Here is a 16,664-nt window from a genome sequence, read left to right on the forward strand (position 1 = left end):
AATAAAAAGATGAGGTGAAACGATTGTCATTGAATATCATGCGCTGTTTCTTACCGGTACTGTTTGTATCGTATCTGGTAAGTATCACATTCTTTGCTCACATACATGTGGTCAATGGCGTGACAATCGTCCATTCGCATCCCTTCAAAAAAGGGGCGGCACATAAACACTCAACAGTCGAACTGTTATTAGTTCATTTCTTGTCTCACCTGACAACGGACGGTGCGGCTGTTGTGTTTGCTCTTTCTCTTTTCATCCCATTTATCTTGTGGCGGTTGCATGGTATTACGCAACATACGCACTACCATTCTCCCTACCATGGGGTGGTGGCACTCAGGGCTCCGCCTGTTATTCGTTTTTCCGCTATTTAAACTGATGGTATTCTGTCTTGTGTCAAGACAGGAGTAATCATCTGTTTGTTTACATCATCACTTTACAAAAAACGAATAACAAACGAAAAATGAAGAAATACATTCTTTCGCTTGTCTGCTTGTGCTGTGCATTGTTGCCTGCCCTCGAAGGACAAGCTGCTCTCCATGAGCATCCCGAATATCCGGATTTACGTAAATCGGATGCTAATATTGTAGGCCATATCCTTGATAAAAACACGAAAGAACATCTGCCCTATATCACTGTGGCATTGAAAGGTACAACGATTGGTACCGTGACTGATGCTACCGGACACTACTTCTTAAAGAATCTTCCCGAAGGTAACTTCGTGCTTGAAGTTAGCTCAGTCGGCTATAAAACCGTAAGACGCAATGTGACACTGAAAAAAGGCCGTACACTGGAAGAGGATTTTGAAATAGAAGAGGACGCGGTTGCCTTGGATGGTGTAGTCGTTTCCGCCAACCGTAACGAGACTACCCGCCGCTTGGCACCTACTTTGGTGAATGTAGTCGATATGAAAATGTTCGAAACAACCAATTCTACTACCTTGGCACAGGGATTGAGTTTCCAGCCGGGAGTGCGTGTAGAATCCAACTGTCAGAATTGCGGCTTCCAGCAGGTACGTATTAACGGTCTGGATGGTCCTTATACACAAATTTTGCTTGATTCCCGTCCCATCTTCAGTGCGCTTTCAGGTGTGTATGGTATTGAACAGATTCCCGCCAGCATGATAGAACGTGTAGAAGTAATGCGTGGAGGCGGTTCGGCTTTGTTCGGTTCGTCTGCTATTGCCGGAACAATCAATATTATCACCAAAGAACCGATTCGCAATTCAGGAATGTTGTCTCATACGATCACAGGTATTGGAGGCGGAGACGCTTTCGATAATAATACAGCTTTGAATGCTTCACTGGTTGCGGATGACCAGCGTGCAGGTTTATATATCTTTGGTCAGAACCGTCATCGTTCGGCCTACGACCATGATGGAGACGGATACTCTGAAATACCGAAAATACATGGTCAGACTGTTGGTTTTCGTTCCTTCCTGAAAACGACTACTTATTCGAAACTGACTTTCGAATATCACCATATGGAAGAATTCCGCAGGGGAGGGGACTTGCTGAACCGTCCACCTCACGAAGCGAATGTTGCCGAACAGACAGAACATTCTATCAATGGCGGTGGATTGAAATATGACTATTTTTCACCGAACGAGAAACATCGCTTCAATGTGTTTGCCTCTGCACAGCACATCAATCGTGACAGCTATTATGGAGGTGGACAGGACTTGAATGCCTATGGAAATACCACCGACCTGAACTGGATGGCAGGATCACAGTATGTTTATAGTTTCGGAAAATGTATTTTCATGCCTTCTGACCTGACAGCCGGAATAGAATTTAATCAGGATAAGCTGGAAGATAATATGTGGGGATACCATCGTACAGTAGACCAGAAGGTAAATATCGGTAGCGCATTCCTGCAAAATGAATGGAAGAACGATCGCTGGGGATTTTTGCTTGGTGGCCGTCTGGATAAACATAACCTGATTGATCATATTATATTCAGTCCGCGCGCTAACTTACGTTTCAATCCTACACAAAATATCAATCTGCGTTTGAGCTATTCTTCTGGTTTCCGTGCGCCGCAGGCTTTTGATGAAGATTTACATGTAGAGAATGTGGGTGGAAAAGTGGCAATGGTTGAGCTTGCAAAGGATCTGAAAGAGGAGAGATCACAGAGTTTGAGTGCTTCGGCAGATATTTACCATCGTTTCGGGGCATTCCAGATCAATTTTCTGGTAGAAGGATTTTATACTAAATTATCGGATGTTTTTGCTTTGACCGACGGTGAAGTAAAAGATGGTATACTGACACGTACACGCTATAATGCTCCGGGAGCCCGTGTCATGGGATTGACACTGGAAGGAAAGATGGCTTATCTGAATAAATTCCAGATTCAGGCAGGAGTTACTTTGCAGCAGAGTCATTACAGCGAGCCTCATGAATGGAATCCGGATGCTCCGGCAGTGAAGAAGATGATGCGTACTCCGAATACTTACGGCTATTTTACTGCAACCTATACTCCGGTAAAACCGTTGTCTATTGCTCTTTCGGGCACCTATACCGGTTCGATGCTGGTGCCTCACGAACCCGTTCCCGGATTCCTGGATAAGCCGATAACAGTAAATACGGAGGATTTCTTTGATATTGCATTGAAGGCGGCTTATGATTTCAAGCTATATAAATCAGTGAACCTGCAGGTGAACGCCGGAATACAAAATATCTTCAATGCTTATCAGAACGATTTTGATAAGGGAGCCGACCGTGATTCAGGCTATATTTACGGTCCTTCACTGCCGAGAAGTTTCTTTGCCGGCGTGAAGATTAGCTATTAATAATGGTTTAAGAACCTTTTTAGCTCTAAAATCGTTATATATAGGGATTGTCCGTCTGTGAAACAATCCCTATATTTGTCACGCAAAACTAAACATATTAGATTTCTTGCACAAAAACGAACGAATGAAACAATTATACCTGAATATAATGAAGTGTTTTCTGCCTGTACTATTTATATCGTACATGGCAGGGATTACTTTGTTTACCCACTCCCATGTGGTAAATGGTGTAACAATTGTCCATTCACACCCTTTTAAGAAAGGCAGTGAACACAGCCATACGACTGTTGAGTTCCAGTTACTTCATTTATTGAATCATGTATTGACAACAGATAGCGGAATCATTCCTTTATTTGTTGCTGCTGTTTTATCTATATTATGTATTCTTTTCACCCGTCCGCGAGGCATGCGATATGCGTGCTCTTGCCCGGGTGTCGTTTCTTTAAGGGCACCTCCCGCCGTTTAGTCTACACTTTAGGAGGCAGATATTTATCATTCAGAAACAAATACTTTATTTGCTTCCGCTACCTTATTATTTTCTGATTAAAAACATTAAAAGACTAACGACAATGAAAAAATATCTTTTAGTCCTGGTCAGCCTGTGTTGTGCCCTGTTGCCTGCATTGGCTGAGCACCCGGAGTACCCTGAACTGAGAAAATCTGATGCGAATATCATCGGTCATATATTAGATAAAAAAACAAACGAACATTTGCCGTATATTACAGTAGCACTGAAAGGGACTACTATCGGAACGGTAACGGATGCTACCGGACATTATTTTCTGAAAAACTTGCCGGAGGGGAATTTTGTACTGGAAATCAGTTCGGTAGGATATAAGACGATCAGCCGGAATGTAACCTTGAAGAAAGGGAAAACATTGGAAGAAAATTTCGAAATAGAAGAAGACGCGATTGCTTTGGACGGAGTCGTCGTTTCTGCCAATCGTAGTGAGACAACACGGCGTTTGGCTCCGACTTTGGTGAATGTGGTCGATTTGAAGCTGTTTGAGACTACTAACTCCTCCACCTTATCGCAGGGACTGAATTTTCAGCCCGGAGTGCGGGTAGAAACAAACTGTCAGAATTGTGGTTTCCAACAAGTCCGGATCAATGGTCTGGATGGCCCCTACACACAGATACTCATCGATTCCCGTCCTGTGTTCAGTGCCCTTTCAGGTGTGTACGGTTTAGAGCAGATTCCCGCCAGCATGATTGAACGTGTGGAAGTGATGCGTGGAGGAGGATCGGCATTGTTCGGTTCATCGGCTATTGCAGGTACGATTAATATCATCACGAAAGAGCCTTTGCGAAACTCCGGCCGGTTATCGCATACAATTACTTCCATAGGCGGCAGTTCATCCTTTGACAATAACACCTCGCTGAATGCTTCGTTGGTGACGGACGATCATCGTGCCGGATTATATATTTTCGGGCAGAATCGTCATCGGTCGGGATATGATTACGACGGAGACGGATTCACAGAACTTCCGAAACTGAAGAATCAGACGGTAGGTTTCCGCTCTTACCTGAAAACGAGCACCTATTCTAAACTGACGTTTGAATACCATCATATGCAGGAGTTCCGGCGTGGCGGCGATATGCTGAACCGTCCTCCGCATGAAGCCCATATTGCCGAACAGTTACAGCACTCCATAGATGGCGGAAGCCTGAAGTACGATTATTTCTCACCGGATGAGAAGAATCGTTTAAGTGTATTCGCTTCAGCGGCTAATACGGATCGTGACAGCTATTACGGACCTGGTAACGACCCGCTCAAAGCATATGGAAAAACGACGGACCTCACTGCGATGGGCGGCGCGCAGTATGTACACTCCTTTGATAAACTGTTGTTCATGCCTTCCGATCTGACGGCAGGGCTTGAATACAATCGCGACCGGTTGAAGGATAATATGTGGGGGTACGATCGCCACACGGATCAGACTGTCAATATTTACAGTGCCTTTCTACAGAACGAATGGAAGAACAAACACTGGGGGATTCTGATCGGTGGTCGTCTGGATAAACACAATATGGTGGATGATATCATTTTCAGCCCGCGTGCCAACTTGCGTTTCAATCCTACGGATAATATCAATCTGCGTTTGAGTTATTCCTCCGGTTTCCGTGCCCCACAAGCATTTGATGAAGATATGCATATCGAAAATGTAGGTGGAACGGTCGCTATGATTGAGCGTGCTAAAGATTTGAAGGAAGAAAAATCGCAGAGTTTTAGTATGTCTGCCGATATGTATCATCGTTTCGGTGCTTTTCAGACTAATCTGCTGGTGGAGGGATTCTATACAAGACTGACTGACGTCTTTGTACTGGGAGAACCCTATGACCGGGGAGATGGTATATTGGTGAAGCCCCGCAGCAATGGCCCGGGGGCTAAAGTAATGGGAATCACCTTGGAAGGAAAACTGGCTTATCTTTCCTTGTTGCAAATACAAGCCGGGTTAACATTGCAGCGTAGTCGCTATGATGAAGCGCATAAATGGCACGATGACGCCCCGGCAGAAAGAAAAATCTTCCGTACTCCCGATACATACGGCTATTTTACCGCTACTTATACTCCGATCAAACCTCTGTCAATAGCTTTATCCGGTACATATACCGGTAATATGCTTGTGCAGCGTATGGATATCACAGCAGAAAATGCAGCGATGGGAGATATGCCCGAACGGAAAGCAGAAGCGATACTTACACCGAAATTCTTCGATCTGGGAGTAAAAATAGCCTATGACTTTAAGCTATATAAAACGGTAGATTTACAGCTTAGCGGAGGTGTTCAGAATATCTTCGAATCTTATCAGAAGGACTTCGACAGGGGAGCTAACCGGGATTCCGGCTATATCTATGGCCCCGCACTTCCGAGAAGTTTTTTTGCGGGAGTAAAGATTAGTTATTAATAACAATGCCGGTCTGTTATTTTCCGATGCCAGAGTAGCGGACTATGCATCCGGGAATGTGATGAAACGATTGCTTCCCGGATGTTTTATAAATGAGGAAGTTCTTAAAAATAGGATATCTTAGCTGTTGGCAGGTTGTATCCACCCTTTTAGGATGTGCATTTAGTAGGGAATCACTAAAAACTTCTCTTTCTCTTTTAGTAGTTTTGCTGTTTGAGTTGTATTATATATAGATAGTCAATAAAAGTCAAAGTAATCAATTTATTAAACAGTTAACCTTATGCTCAAACAACTAAGTACTTCTTTACTGATTGTATCAGCATGTATTTTGTCCTCTTGTACGCCTACGGTGAAGCAAGAGATCGCAATTTTACCTACCCCCGTTAGTCTGACGGAACGGTCGGGTGCTTTCGTCTTAAAGGATGGAATGAAAATCGGTGTTTCCGATCAGTCTTTATTTCCGGCTGCCGGATATTTGCAGGATATTCTGCGGAATATAGTATCTACCTCAGTAGAAGTGACCGAGGCCGGTCAGGCGGATATTTATCTTCAACTGGAACAAACCGATGGAAAATCGGGTTCTTACAAGCTTCAGGCTACCCCCGAGTCTGTTCAGATAGAAGCCGGAGATTATTCGGGTATTGTTTCCGCTATTGCCAGCCTTCACCAACTCTTGCCTGCCGAAATAGAAGTGCAGGATACGAAGCAGACTTTTTCTATTCCTGCTGTGCAGATAGAAGATTCACCACGTTTTGAATGGCGGGGATTTATGTTGGATGCCTCCCGCCATTTCTGGAATAAGGATGAGGTGAAGCATGTATTGGATTTGATGTCCCTGTATAAACTAAATAAGTTCCATTGGCACTTGACGGATGATCAGGGATGGCGGATCGAAATCGAGAAATACCCGTTGCTGACGGAAAAGGGAGCGTGGCGGAAGTTCAATAAACACGATCGTGGTTGTATGGAACGTGCAGTAGAAGAGGATAACACCGACTTCCTGATTCCGGAAAATAAGATACGGATTGTGGAAGGGGATACCCTGTACGGTGGTTACTATACACACGAAGATATCAAGGAAATTGTGGATTATGCTGCGCAGAGAGGAATTGATGTAATTCCGGAAATAGATATGCCGGGACATTTCTTGGCTGCCATCACCCAATATCCCGATCTCGCTTGTGACGGGCTGATTGGTTGGGGGGAAACCTTTTCTTCTCCTATCTGTCCGGGGAAAGATGCTACTCTCGAATTCTGTCAGGACGTCTTTAAAGAGATATTCGATCTCTTCCCTTATGAATATGTACACATGGGTGGTGACGAAGTAGAGAAAACCAATTGGAAGAAATGTCCCCGTTGCCAGAAACGAATCCATACGGAAGGACTCAAATCTGTGGAAGAATTACAGGCATGGTTTGTGCGTGATATGGAGAAGTTCTTCCTGGCCAATGGTAAGAAACTGATAGGCTGGGATGAGGTCGTTGCCGACGGTCTGACCTCGGATGCTGCCATTACCTGGTGGAGAAGCTGGTCGAAAGAGGCGGTGCCTATGGCCACTTCACAAGGACAAAAAGTGATTGCCTGTCCGAATGAATATTTCTATTTTGATTATGCGCAGGATAAAAACTCCGTGAAGAAGATACTCGCATATGACCCGTATGCGGACGACCGCCTGTCTCCGGAACAGAAAGATTGTTTCTGGGGTGTACAAGCTAATCTCTGGGCAGAATGGATTCCGTCTATGAAGCGTGTCGAATATCTGATTCTTCCCCGTATGGTGGCATTGAGTGAAATAGCCTGGGTACAGCCGGAGGCAAAACCGAATCTGAAAGAGTTCTATCGCCAGCTTGTTCCGCACTTCAAGCGGATGGACGTAATGGGTTTGAATTATCGGGTACCCGATCTGGAAGGATTCTATCAAGTGAATGCTTTCCTTGATGAGACTTCGGTTGATTTAACCTGTCCGCTACCCGGCATTGAAGTTCGCTATACTACGGACGGCAGCATGCCGACGAAGCAATCTACTCTTTACGAAGGCAATCTGAAAGTGACGGAAACGACAGATTTTACTTTCCGTACCTTCCGTCCCGACGGTTCTCCTTCGGATGTAGCACGTACTCGGTATGTCAAAGCTCCTTATGCAGAAGCGGTAATGGCCCGGACTTCTCTGAATCCCGGATTGAAAGCTGTATGGCATAAATTCCGCGGCAATCTTTGTGAAGATATTGATACAGCTCCCGTGAATGGAGAATATATCGTAGAATCTGTTTCCATTCCCGAAGAAGTGAAAGGTGATATCGGCCTTGTGTTGACCGGCTATTTGGAAGTACCTGCTGACGGTATTTATACTTTCGCTCTTCTCTCGGATGATGGCAGTACACTGAAACTGGATGGCGAACTGCTGGGCGATAATGACGGAGCACACTCTCCGGTTGAGATCATTGTACAGAAGGCGTTGAAAGCCGGACTGCATCCGATGGAAGTACGTTACTTCGATTGTAACGGAGGAGTGTTGCAAATGGAACTGGTCAATGAAAAGGGCGAAAAGGAAGTTCTCCCGAAAGAATGGCTGAAGAATTAAGAATGATGAATGAAGAATGAAGAATTGGCTGCGCTATCACGCTGCAAAGTAATTCTTCATTCTTCATTTCTATAGGTAGTACATTGTAAGAATATCCCTATAAATGGGTATTTCTCAAACCAAAAGTTCTTCTCAACTTTGCAGAGTGAATAAAACGCCACTATGCAATATTTGAAAGAAGACATACAGGAAAAGATTCTCCATATAGCCGAAGAAGTATTCTCCGAAAAAGGATATAAGGATGCTTCCATGCGCGAAATTGCTTCCCGGTCGGGGATAACAGTCAGCAACATCTATCACTATTTCACCAATAAGGATGAGATATTCCGTACGATTCTGAAGCCGGTGCTGAATGAATTGTATGCCAAGATATACAGTCATGATGCTAACCAGATGACGATAGATGTTTTTATAAGTTCAGATTTTCAGCAGGCATCTGTGCAGGAGTATATTGATTTGGTTTCCGGGCACCGCATCCGATTGCGTATGTTGCTTTTTCAGGCACAGGGATCGTCTCTGGAAAACTTCCGCGCCGAATATACCGATGCGATGACACGTACTATTTTTGTCTTTTTCCAGGGAATGAAGCAGAAGTATCCACATTTGAATATAGGTATCACCGATTTCTTTATTCATCTCAATACGGTGTGGCTGTTTGCTTTGCTCGAAGAACTGGTGCTGCACCACGTGAAGAAAGAAGAAATGCAGAAATTTATAGCAGAATATATAGCCTTTGAAACGGCAGGTTGGAAGGAGCTCATGAACGCATGAGCTCCTTCTTTTTTTTGAACGATTCGAAAGATTGTTCTTTTTTAAAGACTTAGTGATATATAAATAAATGGTATGAAAGAAAAACAGAAAAGAAAGAGTGGTGTAGCCCGCTTGTTTGAGATAGCAGGCGAGAAGAAGGGCTTGCTGATATTGGCCGGAATACTTTCGGCGGTCAGTGCCTTATGTATGTTGGTTCCCTATTGGTCAGTATATGAAGTGCTGAAAGAACTTTTGTTGCATGGCAGCAAGATCAATGAATTGGATAGCAGTGTACTTATGCACTGGGGATGGGTAGCGTTTATCGGTCTGGTGGCAGGACTGCTTTTGCTGTATGGAGCATTGATGGCATCTCATGTAGCTGCATTCCGTATTCTTTATGGGTTGCGCATCCGTTTGTCCGAACATATCGGACGACTTTCGCTGGGATACCTGAATGGTACTTCTACCGGAGCAATCAAGAAAACGATGGAGCAGAATATAGAGAAGATCGAGAATTTTGTGGCACACACGATTCCCGATTTAGTCAATGTGCTGGCAACCGTTGTGCTGATGTTTATCATTTTTTTTTCGCTGAACGGGTGGATGGCAGCCATTTGTGTGGTCTGTATCGTTTGCAGCATCGGTTTGCAGTTTATGAATTTCTTTGGCAAGAAAGCTAAAGAGTTTATGAAGATCTATTATGACACGCAGGAGCGTATGAGTGCTTCGGCTGTTCAGTATGTGCGGGGTATGCCTGTGGTGAAGATCTTTGGTCAGAGTGTCCGTTCGTTCCGTCAGTTTAATAGCGAGATAGAAGCTTACAAGAGCTATGCCTTAAGGGTCTGCGATACCTATCAGTCCGGTATGACCGCCTTTACGGTATTGCTGAACTCGCTGATCACCTTTATTTTGCCCGTCGGCTTGTTGCTTTTGAGCAGAGAACCGCAGAATATTGTTCTGGCGGCAATTTACCTCTTCTTTATTATCATGGGGCCCGGTGTGGCATCTCCTATTTATAAGTTGATGTATCTCGGTTCAAGTACGAACGAAATCGATGAGGGAGTGAAACGTATCGACCGCATATTTGATGAACAGGCACTTCCTGAAGCAGAGGTTTCGCGTCTGCCTGTTTCCTATGATATCGAGTTTCGTCAGGTGTCGTTTGCCTATGAGAACAAAGCGGAAACGACTCGTACCGAAGCACTGAAAGACATCTCTTTTACTGCACCGCAGGGAGCGATTACTGCATTGGTGGGGCCGTCCGGTTCCGGGAAGTCTACGGTAGCCAATCTGATACCCCGTTTCTGGGATGTCAGCGAAGGCGAGATTTGTATAGGCGGAATCAATATAAAAGAGATAGCGACCGAGGATTTGATGAACCTTGTTTCATTTGTTTTTCAGGATAGTTTTCTCTTCTTCGATACCCTTTATGAGAATATCCGGGTTGGCAATACGTCCGCTACACGCGAGCAGGTGATCGAAGCTGCCCGTGCGGCGCAATGTCATGATTTTATAGAAAGTCTGCCGGATGGCTATAATACCCGTATCGGTGATAAAGGAGTGTATTTGTCCGGTGGTGAATCGCAGCGGGTCTGTGTGGCAAGGGCCATTCTGAAAAATGCGCCGATACTGGTGCTTGATGAAGCGACTGCCTTTGCTGATCCGGAGAATGAATATAAGATGCAGCAAGCTATTCAGCAACTTATAAAAGATAAAACGGTCATCATTATTGCCCACCGGCTTTCGTCTATTATTTCAGCCGAGCAAATACTGGTGCTGAAAGAAGGCAGACTCATACAAAGCGGGCGCCATGAAGTATTAAGTAAAACGGATGGAGTATACAAAAGAATGTGGGATGCCTATACCAGCGCGTTCCGTTGGCAATTAACTGTTAAAAAGGAGGAAACAAAATGAATGTAATCAAGAATATTACGGTAGGACATACCGAACGTCTGCGTAAGCCTGTCGGTTACACGATGCTTGCCAATCTGGTGAATATTGTCCCGTTCTGTCTTTCTATCGAAGCTATCAATGTGATATTCCGCACGTTCGACGGTAGCGGTACACCGTTGGATACCAATCGTCTCTGGATGATTTTTGCTGTATTGGTGGTGTATATGCTGGTAATGGCTTTTGCCGAACGTGCCGCCTATCGTGCCAACTTTCGGGGGGCTTATGAAATGAGTGCCGAAGGGCGCATTCATCTGGCGGAGCATCTGCGTAAATTATCATTAGGCTTCCTGTCCCGCAGAGATCCGGGCGATCTTTCTTCGATGCTGATCACTGATTTTACTATGGCGGAAACGGGTATCTCGCATCACTTGCCTCAATTGATGGGAGCATTGGTGATGCCGGTCCTTGCCTTTTTGGGGTTGCTTTGGATTGACTGGCGCATGGCAGTGGCTATGTTTGTTGCTTTACCGCTTGCAGTTGCCGTGCTGCTGCTTAGCAATATTGCCCAGCGCAAATTGAGTGTACGGCAGATTGAAGCCAAGATTAATGCCGGAAACCGTCTGGAAGAATATCTGCAAGGGATACGGGTGATGAAAGCATACAATCTGCTGGGCGGTAAATTCGAACGCCTGAAAATGGCTTTCAGTGATCTTCGTCGCGCCTGTATCCGGCAGGAAGCACTTCTCGGTCCTTTTATCTTATTCTCGGTCACATTGATCCGTGCCGGACTGACATTCATGATACTCTGTGGTACTTATCTGTTGATAGGAGGGGAACTTTCACTGCTTACGTTTGTCATGTTTCTGGTAGTCGGTTCCCGTGTCTTCGATCCTCTGACGTCCGCTCTGACTAACTTTGCCGAGTTCCGCTACTTTTCCATTGCGGGAGGACGTATCCTTTCGTTGATGAACGAACCGGAGATGAAGGGGGACCGTGACGTGCCCGAAAGCGGAGACATTACCTTTGACCATGTATCCTTCGGCTATCAGGAAAAAGAGATATTGCATGATATCTCCGTGACTCTTAGAAAAGGAACACTCACTGCTCTGGTCGGTCCTTCCGGAAGTGGAAAGAGTACCATGCTGAAACTTTGCGCACGTTTCTATGATCCCTGTAAAGGTGCGGTCCGTTTTAACGGAATGGATATGAAGGAGCTGGAGCCGGAGTCGTTGATGAAGCATTGCTCTATGGTCTTTCAGGATGTGTATCTGTTTCAGGACACGCTGAAGAACAATATCCGTTTCGGCAGGACGGATGCTACGGATGAAGAGATCGTAGCGGCAGCGAAAAAGGCTTGTTGCCACGAATTCATCATGCACCTGCCCAAAGGGTATGATACGATGGTAGGAGAGGGCGGCTGCACGCTTTCGGGAGGAGAAAAACAACGGATTTCCATCGCCCGCGCTATCTTGAAAGAAGCTCCGGTAGTATTGCTGGATGAGGCTACTGCCTCTCTTGACCCGGAAAATGAGGTAGAAGTGCAACAGGCCATCAATACCTTGATTGCGGGACGAACGGTAATTGTCATCGCTCACCGGCTCAAAACAATTAAGAATGCCGATCAGATTATTGTACTGGAAGAAGGAAGAATTGCAGAGCAGGGTACTCATGATGAGTTGCTGAGTCAGCCGGGACTGTATGCCAAACTCTGGAATATACAGGAACAGACATCGGGATGGAAACTGTAAATACAGACCGCCGGATATAAAAACAGAAAGGTCCGGCTTTTACAAGCCGGGCCTTTTGTTTACTAGAATTTATGCTATTTACACTTATTCTGTAATATTGAATACATTATATGGTTTTTGTTTACTAACAACCAAATGTGAAAATGCGGGAGAATCACTTCTGCCGATTCCAATGTTTTCAATGTGGCTACGTAATTTTTAATTATGACTAATTAATTCAATTCTGATACTGCAAAGATAGAGGCTTTTACGATTTCATGCAATCACCTGAAATGGGTATTCTTGGGGGAGTTAGTAACTATATATGGTGGGTTTATATCGTGTGGTTATCTGCCAATATAACGATTATAACGGTAAACCGGACATTTATATTATAAACTGTTTTGTCTCTGTCATTTGGCAGAATCTTCCGTCAATCTGTTCAGATGGCATACCAACAGTTTTCCTTCATTATCTCTCAAATGCATACCGTTGCCCTGGCAATAGCGGAAGTATTTACACCGGGCACATTCGTCCTTTTTCATCCATGAACGGTCACGGTAAGGTTGGAATCTCGTTTGCCATACTTCCCAGAAGTCGTCTTGATAGATATTGCCCTGGTGATAGTTGGAGCGGATACTGCTACAAGCGCTGATGGAACCGTCAATCAAGACGGAACCTACTGAAACTCCGGCGCTACAAAAGAAAGGTGTGTTCCGTACTTCACCTTCGTAATTTCCCAGGAAACCTTCGCAGGCATAACTGGCTCGGATTATTCCTTCTTTTCGGGTGTCGCGGATGAAGTCGAGTACTTGTTTTAATTCTTCTCCGTTCATGCGAAATTCCGGTTCTTCGGCGGCTCGTCCTACCGGAAAGATGGTAGATACTCTCCATCGTTTGACTCCGAGACTGATAAGTAGCTCTTTCATGGCCGACAATTGTGGCAGGCTACGGCGGGTGACACAGGTAATGACATCGAATGTCAGTTCAGGAATGGCTGTAATTTCGCGTATGGCATTCACTGCACGGTCGAAACTTTCGGGATGGCGGCGCATCCAGTTGTGTACATCTTCCAGTCCGTCAAGGCTGATGGATATGCTGCTCATACCGTTGCGGATTAAGTTGTGTAGCCGTTGGCGTGTGAGGTAAAGTCCGTTGCATACCATTCCCCACGGATAACCTCGTCGGGATATTTCTTTGGCACAAGTTTCAAGATCTTCACGTACGGTCGGTTCACCGCCTGAGATGATTACAAATACGTTATGCGGATCGGTGTGTGTGGCTATGCTGTCCAGTACTTTCAGGAAATCTTCCAAAGGCATATCCGGAGTAGAAGGAGAAGATTTGCAGTCGCTACCACAATGGCGGCAACGTACGTTGCAGCGTAATGTACATTCCCAAAATAGTTGTCTGAGGGGATGTTCTTCTATTCTTTCGCGTTTCATCCGGCGGAATATCTCTAAAGCCAGCCATCGACGCGGAGATAAGGGAATGATACGTTTCATTCTTTAGTTTCCTCTTCTTCTTTTTTTTCTTCTTTTATTAAGGTGACTTTTCTGTCTTGTCCGAGCTCCTGCATTTTTATTGTTTTTTGCTGGTATACACCATTCTTCTCACCGTCTACATCGGTATACTCAAGGTATATTTCACTGTTTTTGGGAGGGTACTCTTTGAATTTTAGTGTACTGGTTGCTATGCCGCTTACCGTGTAGTTGTCTATCTCGCGTGATTCTGTGTAGGCAGTATCTGTAATTAATGAATCATTTTGATTTTTGTAGCTGGCTATTACGCGGATTCCATTGATGGTGTCCTCATCTTCATTTTGTACCTGAGTGGTTAGTTTGACATCGGGAGTCCAGTCGGGACCGGGACCGTAATAACAAGGCTCATCCCAAACGTTGTTATTGCTGCATCCGGAGAATCCGAGAGCTGCCAGAAGGCTTAGTAGATATTTGTTTTTCATATCTTTAAGTGTTTAGTTCTTGATGGGACAAAGATAAGTATTCTTTTGGCTCATTATATTGATTTTGTCTGTTTTTATTTTGTGAATAAGATAAATTGATATAAAAAAGAAACTGAAGGGCAACGATCTGCTTAATAGGAGAGATGAAAAAGTCGATTGGTTTGCATATTCTGCTATATGGTTGCATTTTGATTTCAAAAATGGCGTTTCTCTTTCTCCTGATTATCATAAAAAGCTTCAGATAGGAGGCTGCATTTTTCAAGAACTAAGCTTTCTATTTTATGCCCGGCTCTCAGAGTACTTCAGGTAGGGAGGAAGTTGGGGTGAAGAGCGAGGTCAGACGAAATATAGAGTAAGTATAAGGAACAAATAGAGTAACTATGCTTGGCGGATAGCGTCACTATGCTTGGTAAATAGCGTAACTATACTTGTAAGATAGCGTCAGTATCGTGAAAATGAGTAAAAACGTACTGTTTTAGAGCTTCCTTTTTTCTATATCATTCGTTATGCCCGTTGAATCAGATAGTGCAGAAGGGAAGATGTCTTGTGAATTAGTTCGCATTGAGAGTGGAAATAGAAAGAATGAGTGTGCAGAGTGACGAGTTTTATATCATAAAGGAGTGATACTGATAAATCGCTAATCGCTTAGAATCGAATAAAAATATCGGGTATGATGATAGACTGGAAATATGGAAGCTATGGGGAAGCTAAAATACAAAGTGTCAAAAATGACACTTTGTATTTTAGCTTTTAGAGTGAGTCTTAGCATGGCTATGCATCTCACCTGGTGGAAAATTCACACTGAAATAGATAATCGATGTCGTAGGAATGTTATAGTGGAGAAAATGTGGAGGAACATTGGCTTGCGAAACAGAGGGAATTCTATTCTTGTGGCAATCTATAGTTTACTGATATCCACCTTCTGTTTGTTTTCAGATGCTGCTGATTTTACTTAATCGACAGTAATATCTTGCTTCCAGGTTATCCCGCTTATGTCTGTCAAAGTAAGTTCATACCTGCCTTTGGGCAAATTCTGTAGACTGCTGTCTTTTATTGTAAGGGTTGCTTTACTCCCTAACGGAATGATTAGGCTGTGCTTGCCCGGAGTTACCTTGGCTATATAGTCATTTTTAATTCCGGTAAGAGGGAATCGGGAAAGTTCTTCTCCATCTTTTTGAAGTATGGTCTTTCCTCTGGAATCTTTTAAAGTAATACCTATAAGGAATGATCCGTATACATCCGCACCTTCTATACGGTATACTTTAAAGTTGAGGGCATCATTGTGGATATCTGCATTGGATATCTCCAGTTTTGGTTTGACTGATTTATTATGTAGCGGTCCCCACACACCATTGTGAAATTCCTGATTGGTATATAGAGTAAGAATGAAAAGTAGTATCGCTCCGGTTATCGCCACTTTACTGAATTGCTTAATAGGTAGCGGGAGTTCACCGGAGGTGAGCCATACAAGCCATTTCTTTTTGGACAGTTTGGATTGGAACAAATGATCTAATGAATACTTTCCGCCTCCGGACAGGAAAATGGTAAACCCTGCGGCTACTCCCAAAATGCCGATTTGCCATTCGTCAAGACAGGTAGTACCTAGCCAGCCGGAGCCTAGGAGAATACCGAATGCCAGGCTGAATACACCGATGCTCATTAACCTGGTGAAGAAACCAAGCATATAAAGGAGCCCGACAACGCCTTCTACTAAAGTGAAAATAAGCATTGCCCACCAAAGTAAATCGGGGGTGCTGACCAGGTATTCAATAATGGGTTTGATACCAATAGAGTTGGGAAGGAAATGATTGAATTTTTCTCCGATGTATCCGCTGCTGTCCGGAATGAGCTTGTTTTCGAGGACAAGTCTGCGCCAGAAAGCTGAGAAGTAAGTCCAGCCGACTATCAATCGTAGTGAAAGAGTGAAAATACCTGCAAGTACGTAGGCTTTGGTTTGTTCTTGTTGCTGTGTCACCATACTGCTTGTTGTTAGTTTGTTGTTGAGAGAATCGTTTCTTATTAAACAAGTTTCCAATGGAAAATGTTCTAAAGG

11 protein-coding genes are annotated in these 16,664 nt (G+C 44.2%); 8 read left to right on the forward strand and 3 right to left on the reverse strand.

Going from position 1 to position 16,664, the window contains the following annotated elements:
* The first annotated feature begins 38 nt into the window (after nt 1-38).
* From BLW31_RS06030 to BLW31_RS06065, 8 genes are all read left to right on the forward strand, one after another.
* The gene (locus BLW31_RS06030) at nt 39-371 is read left to right on the forward strand and encodes a DUF8478 family putative metalloprotein (protein ID WP_050544933.1); all 333 of its coding nucleotides are present in this window, start codon (nt 39-41) and stop codon (nt 369-371) included.
* Nucleotides 372-460: 89 nt separating this feature from the next.
* Nucleotides 461-2,788 carry a TonB-dependent receptor gene (locus BLW31_RS06035; RefSeq protein ID WP_010538459.1) on the forward strand — a complete coding sequence of 776 codons (2,328 nt, stop codon included), beginning with the start codon at nt 461-463 and terminating at the stop codon, nt 2,786-2,788.
* A gap of 148 nt (nt 2,789-2,936) precedes the next feature.
* Complete coding sequence (locus BLW31_RS06040) at nt 2,937-3,254, forward strand: DUF8478 family putative metalloprotein (RefSeq protein ID WP_490016230.1); 318 nt, start codon at nt 2,937-2,939, stop codon at nt 3,252-3,254.
* Between the two features lie 103 nt (nt 3,255-3,357).
* Complete coding sequence (locus tag BLW31_RS06045) at nt 3,358-5,697, forward strand: TonB-dependent receptor (protein WP_010538457.1); 2,340 nt, start codon at nt 3,358-3,360, stop codon at nt 5,695-5,697.
* A 280-nt stretch (nt 5,698-5,977) separates the two neighbouring features.
* A complete protein-coding gene (locus tag BLW31_RS06050; protein ID WP_029425601.1) occupies nt 5,978-8,278 on the forward strand; it encodes a family 20 glycosylhydrolase in 2,301 nt (766 codons plus the stop codon).
* Between the two features lie 162 nt (nt 8,279-8,440).
* Nucleotides 8,441-9,049, forward strand: coding sequence for a TetR/AcrR family transcriptional regulator (locus BLW31_RS06055; RefSeq protein ID WP_010538455.1), 609 nt, complete (start codon nt 8,441-8,443; stop codon nt 9,047-9,049).
* A gap of 72 nt (nt 9,050-9,121) precedes the next feature.
* Complete coding sequence (locus BLW31_RS06060; protein WP_010538454.1) at nt 9,122-10,942, forward strand: ABC transporter ATP-binding protein; 1,821 nt, start codon at nt 9,122-9,124, stop codon at nt 10,940-10,942.
* Nucleotides 10,939-12,669, forward strand: a complete 1,731-nt coding sequence (locus tag BLW31_RS06065; RefSeq protein ID WP_010538453.1) for an ABC transporter ATP-binding protein — start codon at nt 10,939-10,941, stop codon at nt 12,667-12,669. Before BLW31_RS06060 ends, BLW31_RS06065 begins: the two co-directional genes overlap by 4 nt.
* Before the next feature lie 392 nt (nt 12,670-13,061).
* On the opposite strand, the gene BLW31_RS06070 is transcribed toward BLW31_RS06065, so the two are convergent.
* The 3 genes from BLW31_RS06070 to BLW31_RS06090 form a co-directional block, all read right to left on the reverse strand.
* A complete protein-coding gene (locus BLW31_RS06070) occupies nt 13,062-14,153 on the reverse strand; it encodes a TIGR04133 family radical SAM/SPASM protein (protein ID WP_010538452.1) in 1,092 nt (363 codons plus the stop codon).
* Nucleotides 14,150-14,611, reverse strand: coding sequence for a radical SAM-associated putative lipoprotein (locus BLW31_RS06075; RefSeq protein WP_010538451.1), 462 nt, complete (start codon nt 14,609-14,611; stop codon nt 14,150-14,152). The genes BLW31_RS06070 and BLW31_RS06075 overlap by 4 nt, the downstream gene beginning before the upstream one ends.
* Before the next feature lie 952 nt (nt 14,612-15,563).
* The gene (locus tag BLW31_RS06090) at nt 15,564-16,589 is read right to left on the reverse strand and encodes a TQO small subunit DoxD (RefSeq protein ID WP_010538449.1); all 1,026 of its coding nucleotides are present in this window, start codon (nt 16,587-16,589) and stop codon (nt 15,564-15,566) included.
* Nucleotides 16,590-16,664 lie beyond the last annotated feature (75 nt).

Source organism: Bacteroides faecis MAJ27, from assembly GCF_900106755.1.
Lineage (GTDB): Bacteria > Bacteroidota > Bacteroidia > Bacteroidales > Bacteroidaceae > Bacteroides > Bacteroides faecis.

Bases quoted from the DNA above. Each gene is read 5' to 3' on its own strand.
- BLW31_RS06090 (WP_010538449.1), bottom strand. From the start codon at position 16,589: ATGGTGACACAGCAACAAGAACAAACCAAAGCCTACGTACTTGCAGGT.
- BLW31_RS06035 (WP_010538459.1), top strand. From the start codon at position 461: ATGAAGAAATACATTCTTTCGCTTGTCTGCTTGTGCTGTGCATTGTTG.
- BLW31_RS06070 (WP_010538452.1), bottom strand. From the start codon at position 14,153: ATGAAACGTATCATTCCCTTATCTCCGCGTCGATGGCTGGCTTTAGAG.
- BLW31_RS06050 (WP_029425601.1), top strand. From the start codon at position 5,978: ATGCTCAAACAACTAAGTACTTCTTTACTGATTGTATCAGCATGTATT.
- BLW31_RS06075 (WP_010538451.1), bottom strand. From the start codon at position 14,611: ATGAAAAACAAATATCTACTAAGCCTTCTGGCAGCTCTCGGATTCTCC.
- BLW31_RS06065 (WP_010538453.1), top strand. From the start codon at position 10,939: ATGAATGTAATCAAGAATATTACGGTAGGACATACCGAACGTCTGCGT.
- BLW31_RS06055 (WP_010538455.1), top strand. From the start codon at position 8,441: ATGCAATATTTGAAAGAAGACATACAGGAAAAGATTCTCCATATAGCC.
- BLW31_RS06040 (WP_490016230.1), top strand. From the start codon at position 2,937: ATGAAGTGTTTTCTGCCTGTACTATTTATATCGTACATGGCAGGGATT.
- BLW31_RS06030 (WP_050544933.1), top strand. From the start codon at position 39: ATGCGCTGTTTCTTACCGGTACTGTTTGTATCGTATCTGGTAAGTATC.
- BLW31_RS06060 (WP_010538454.1), top strand. From the start codon at position 9,122: ATGAAAGAAAAACAGAAAAGAAAGAGTGGTGTAGCCCGCTTGTTTGAG.
- BLW31_RS06045 (WP_010538457.1), top strand. From the start codon at position 3,358: ATGAAAAAATATCTTTTAGTCCTGGTCAGCCTGTGTTGTGCCCTGTTG.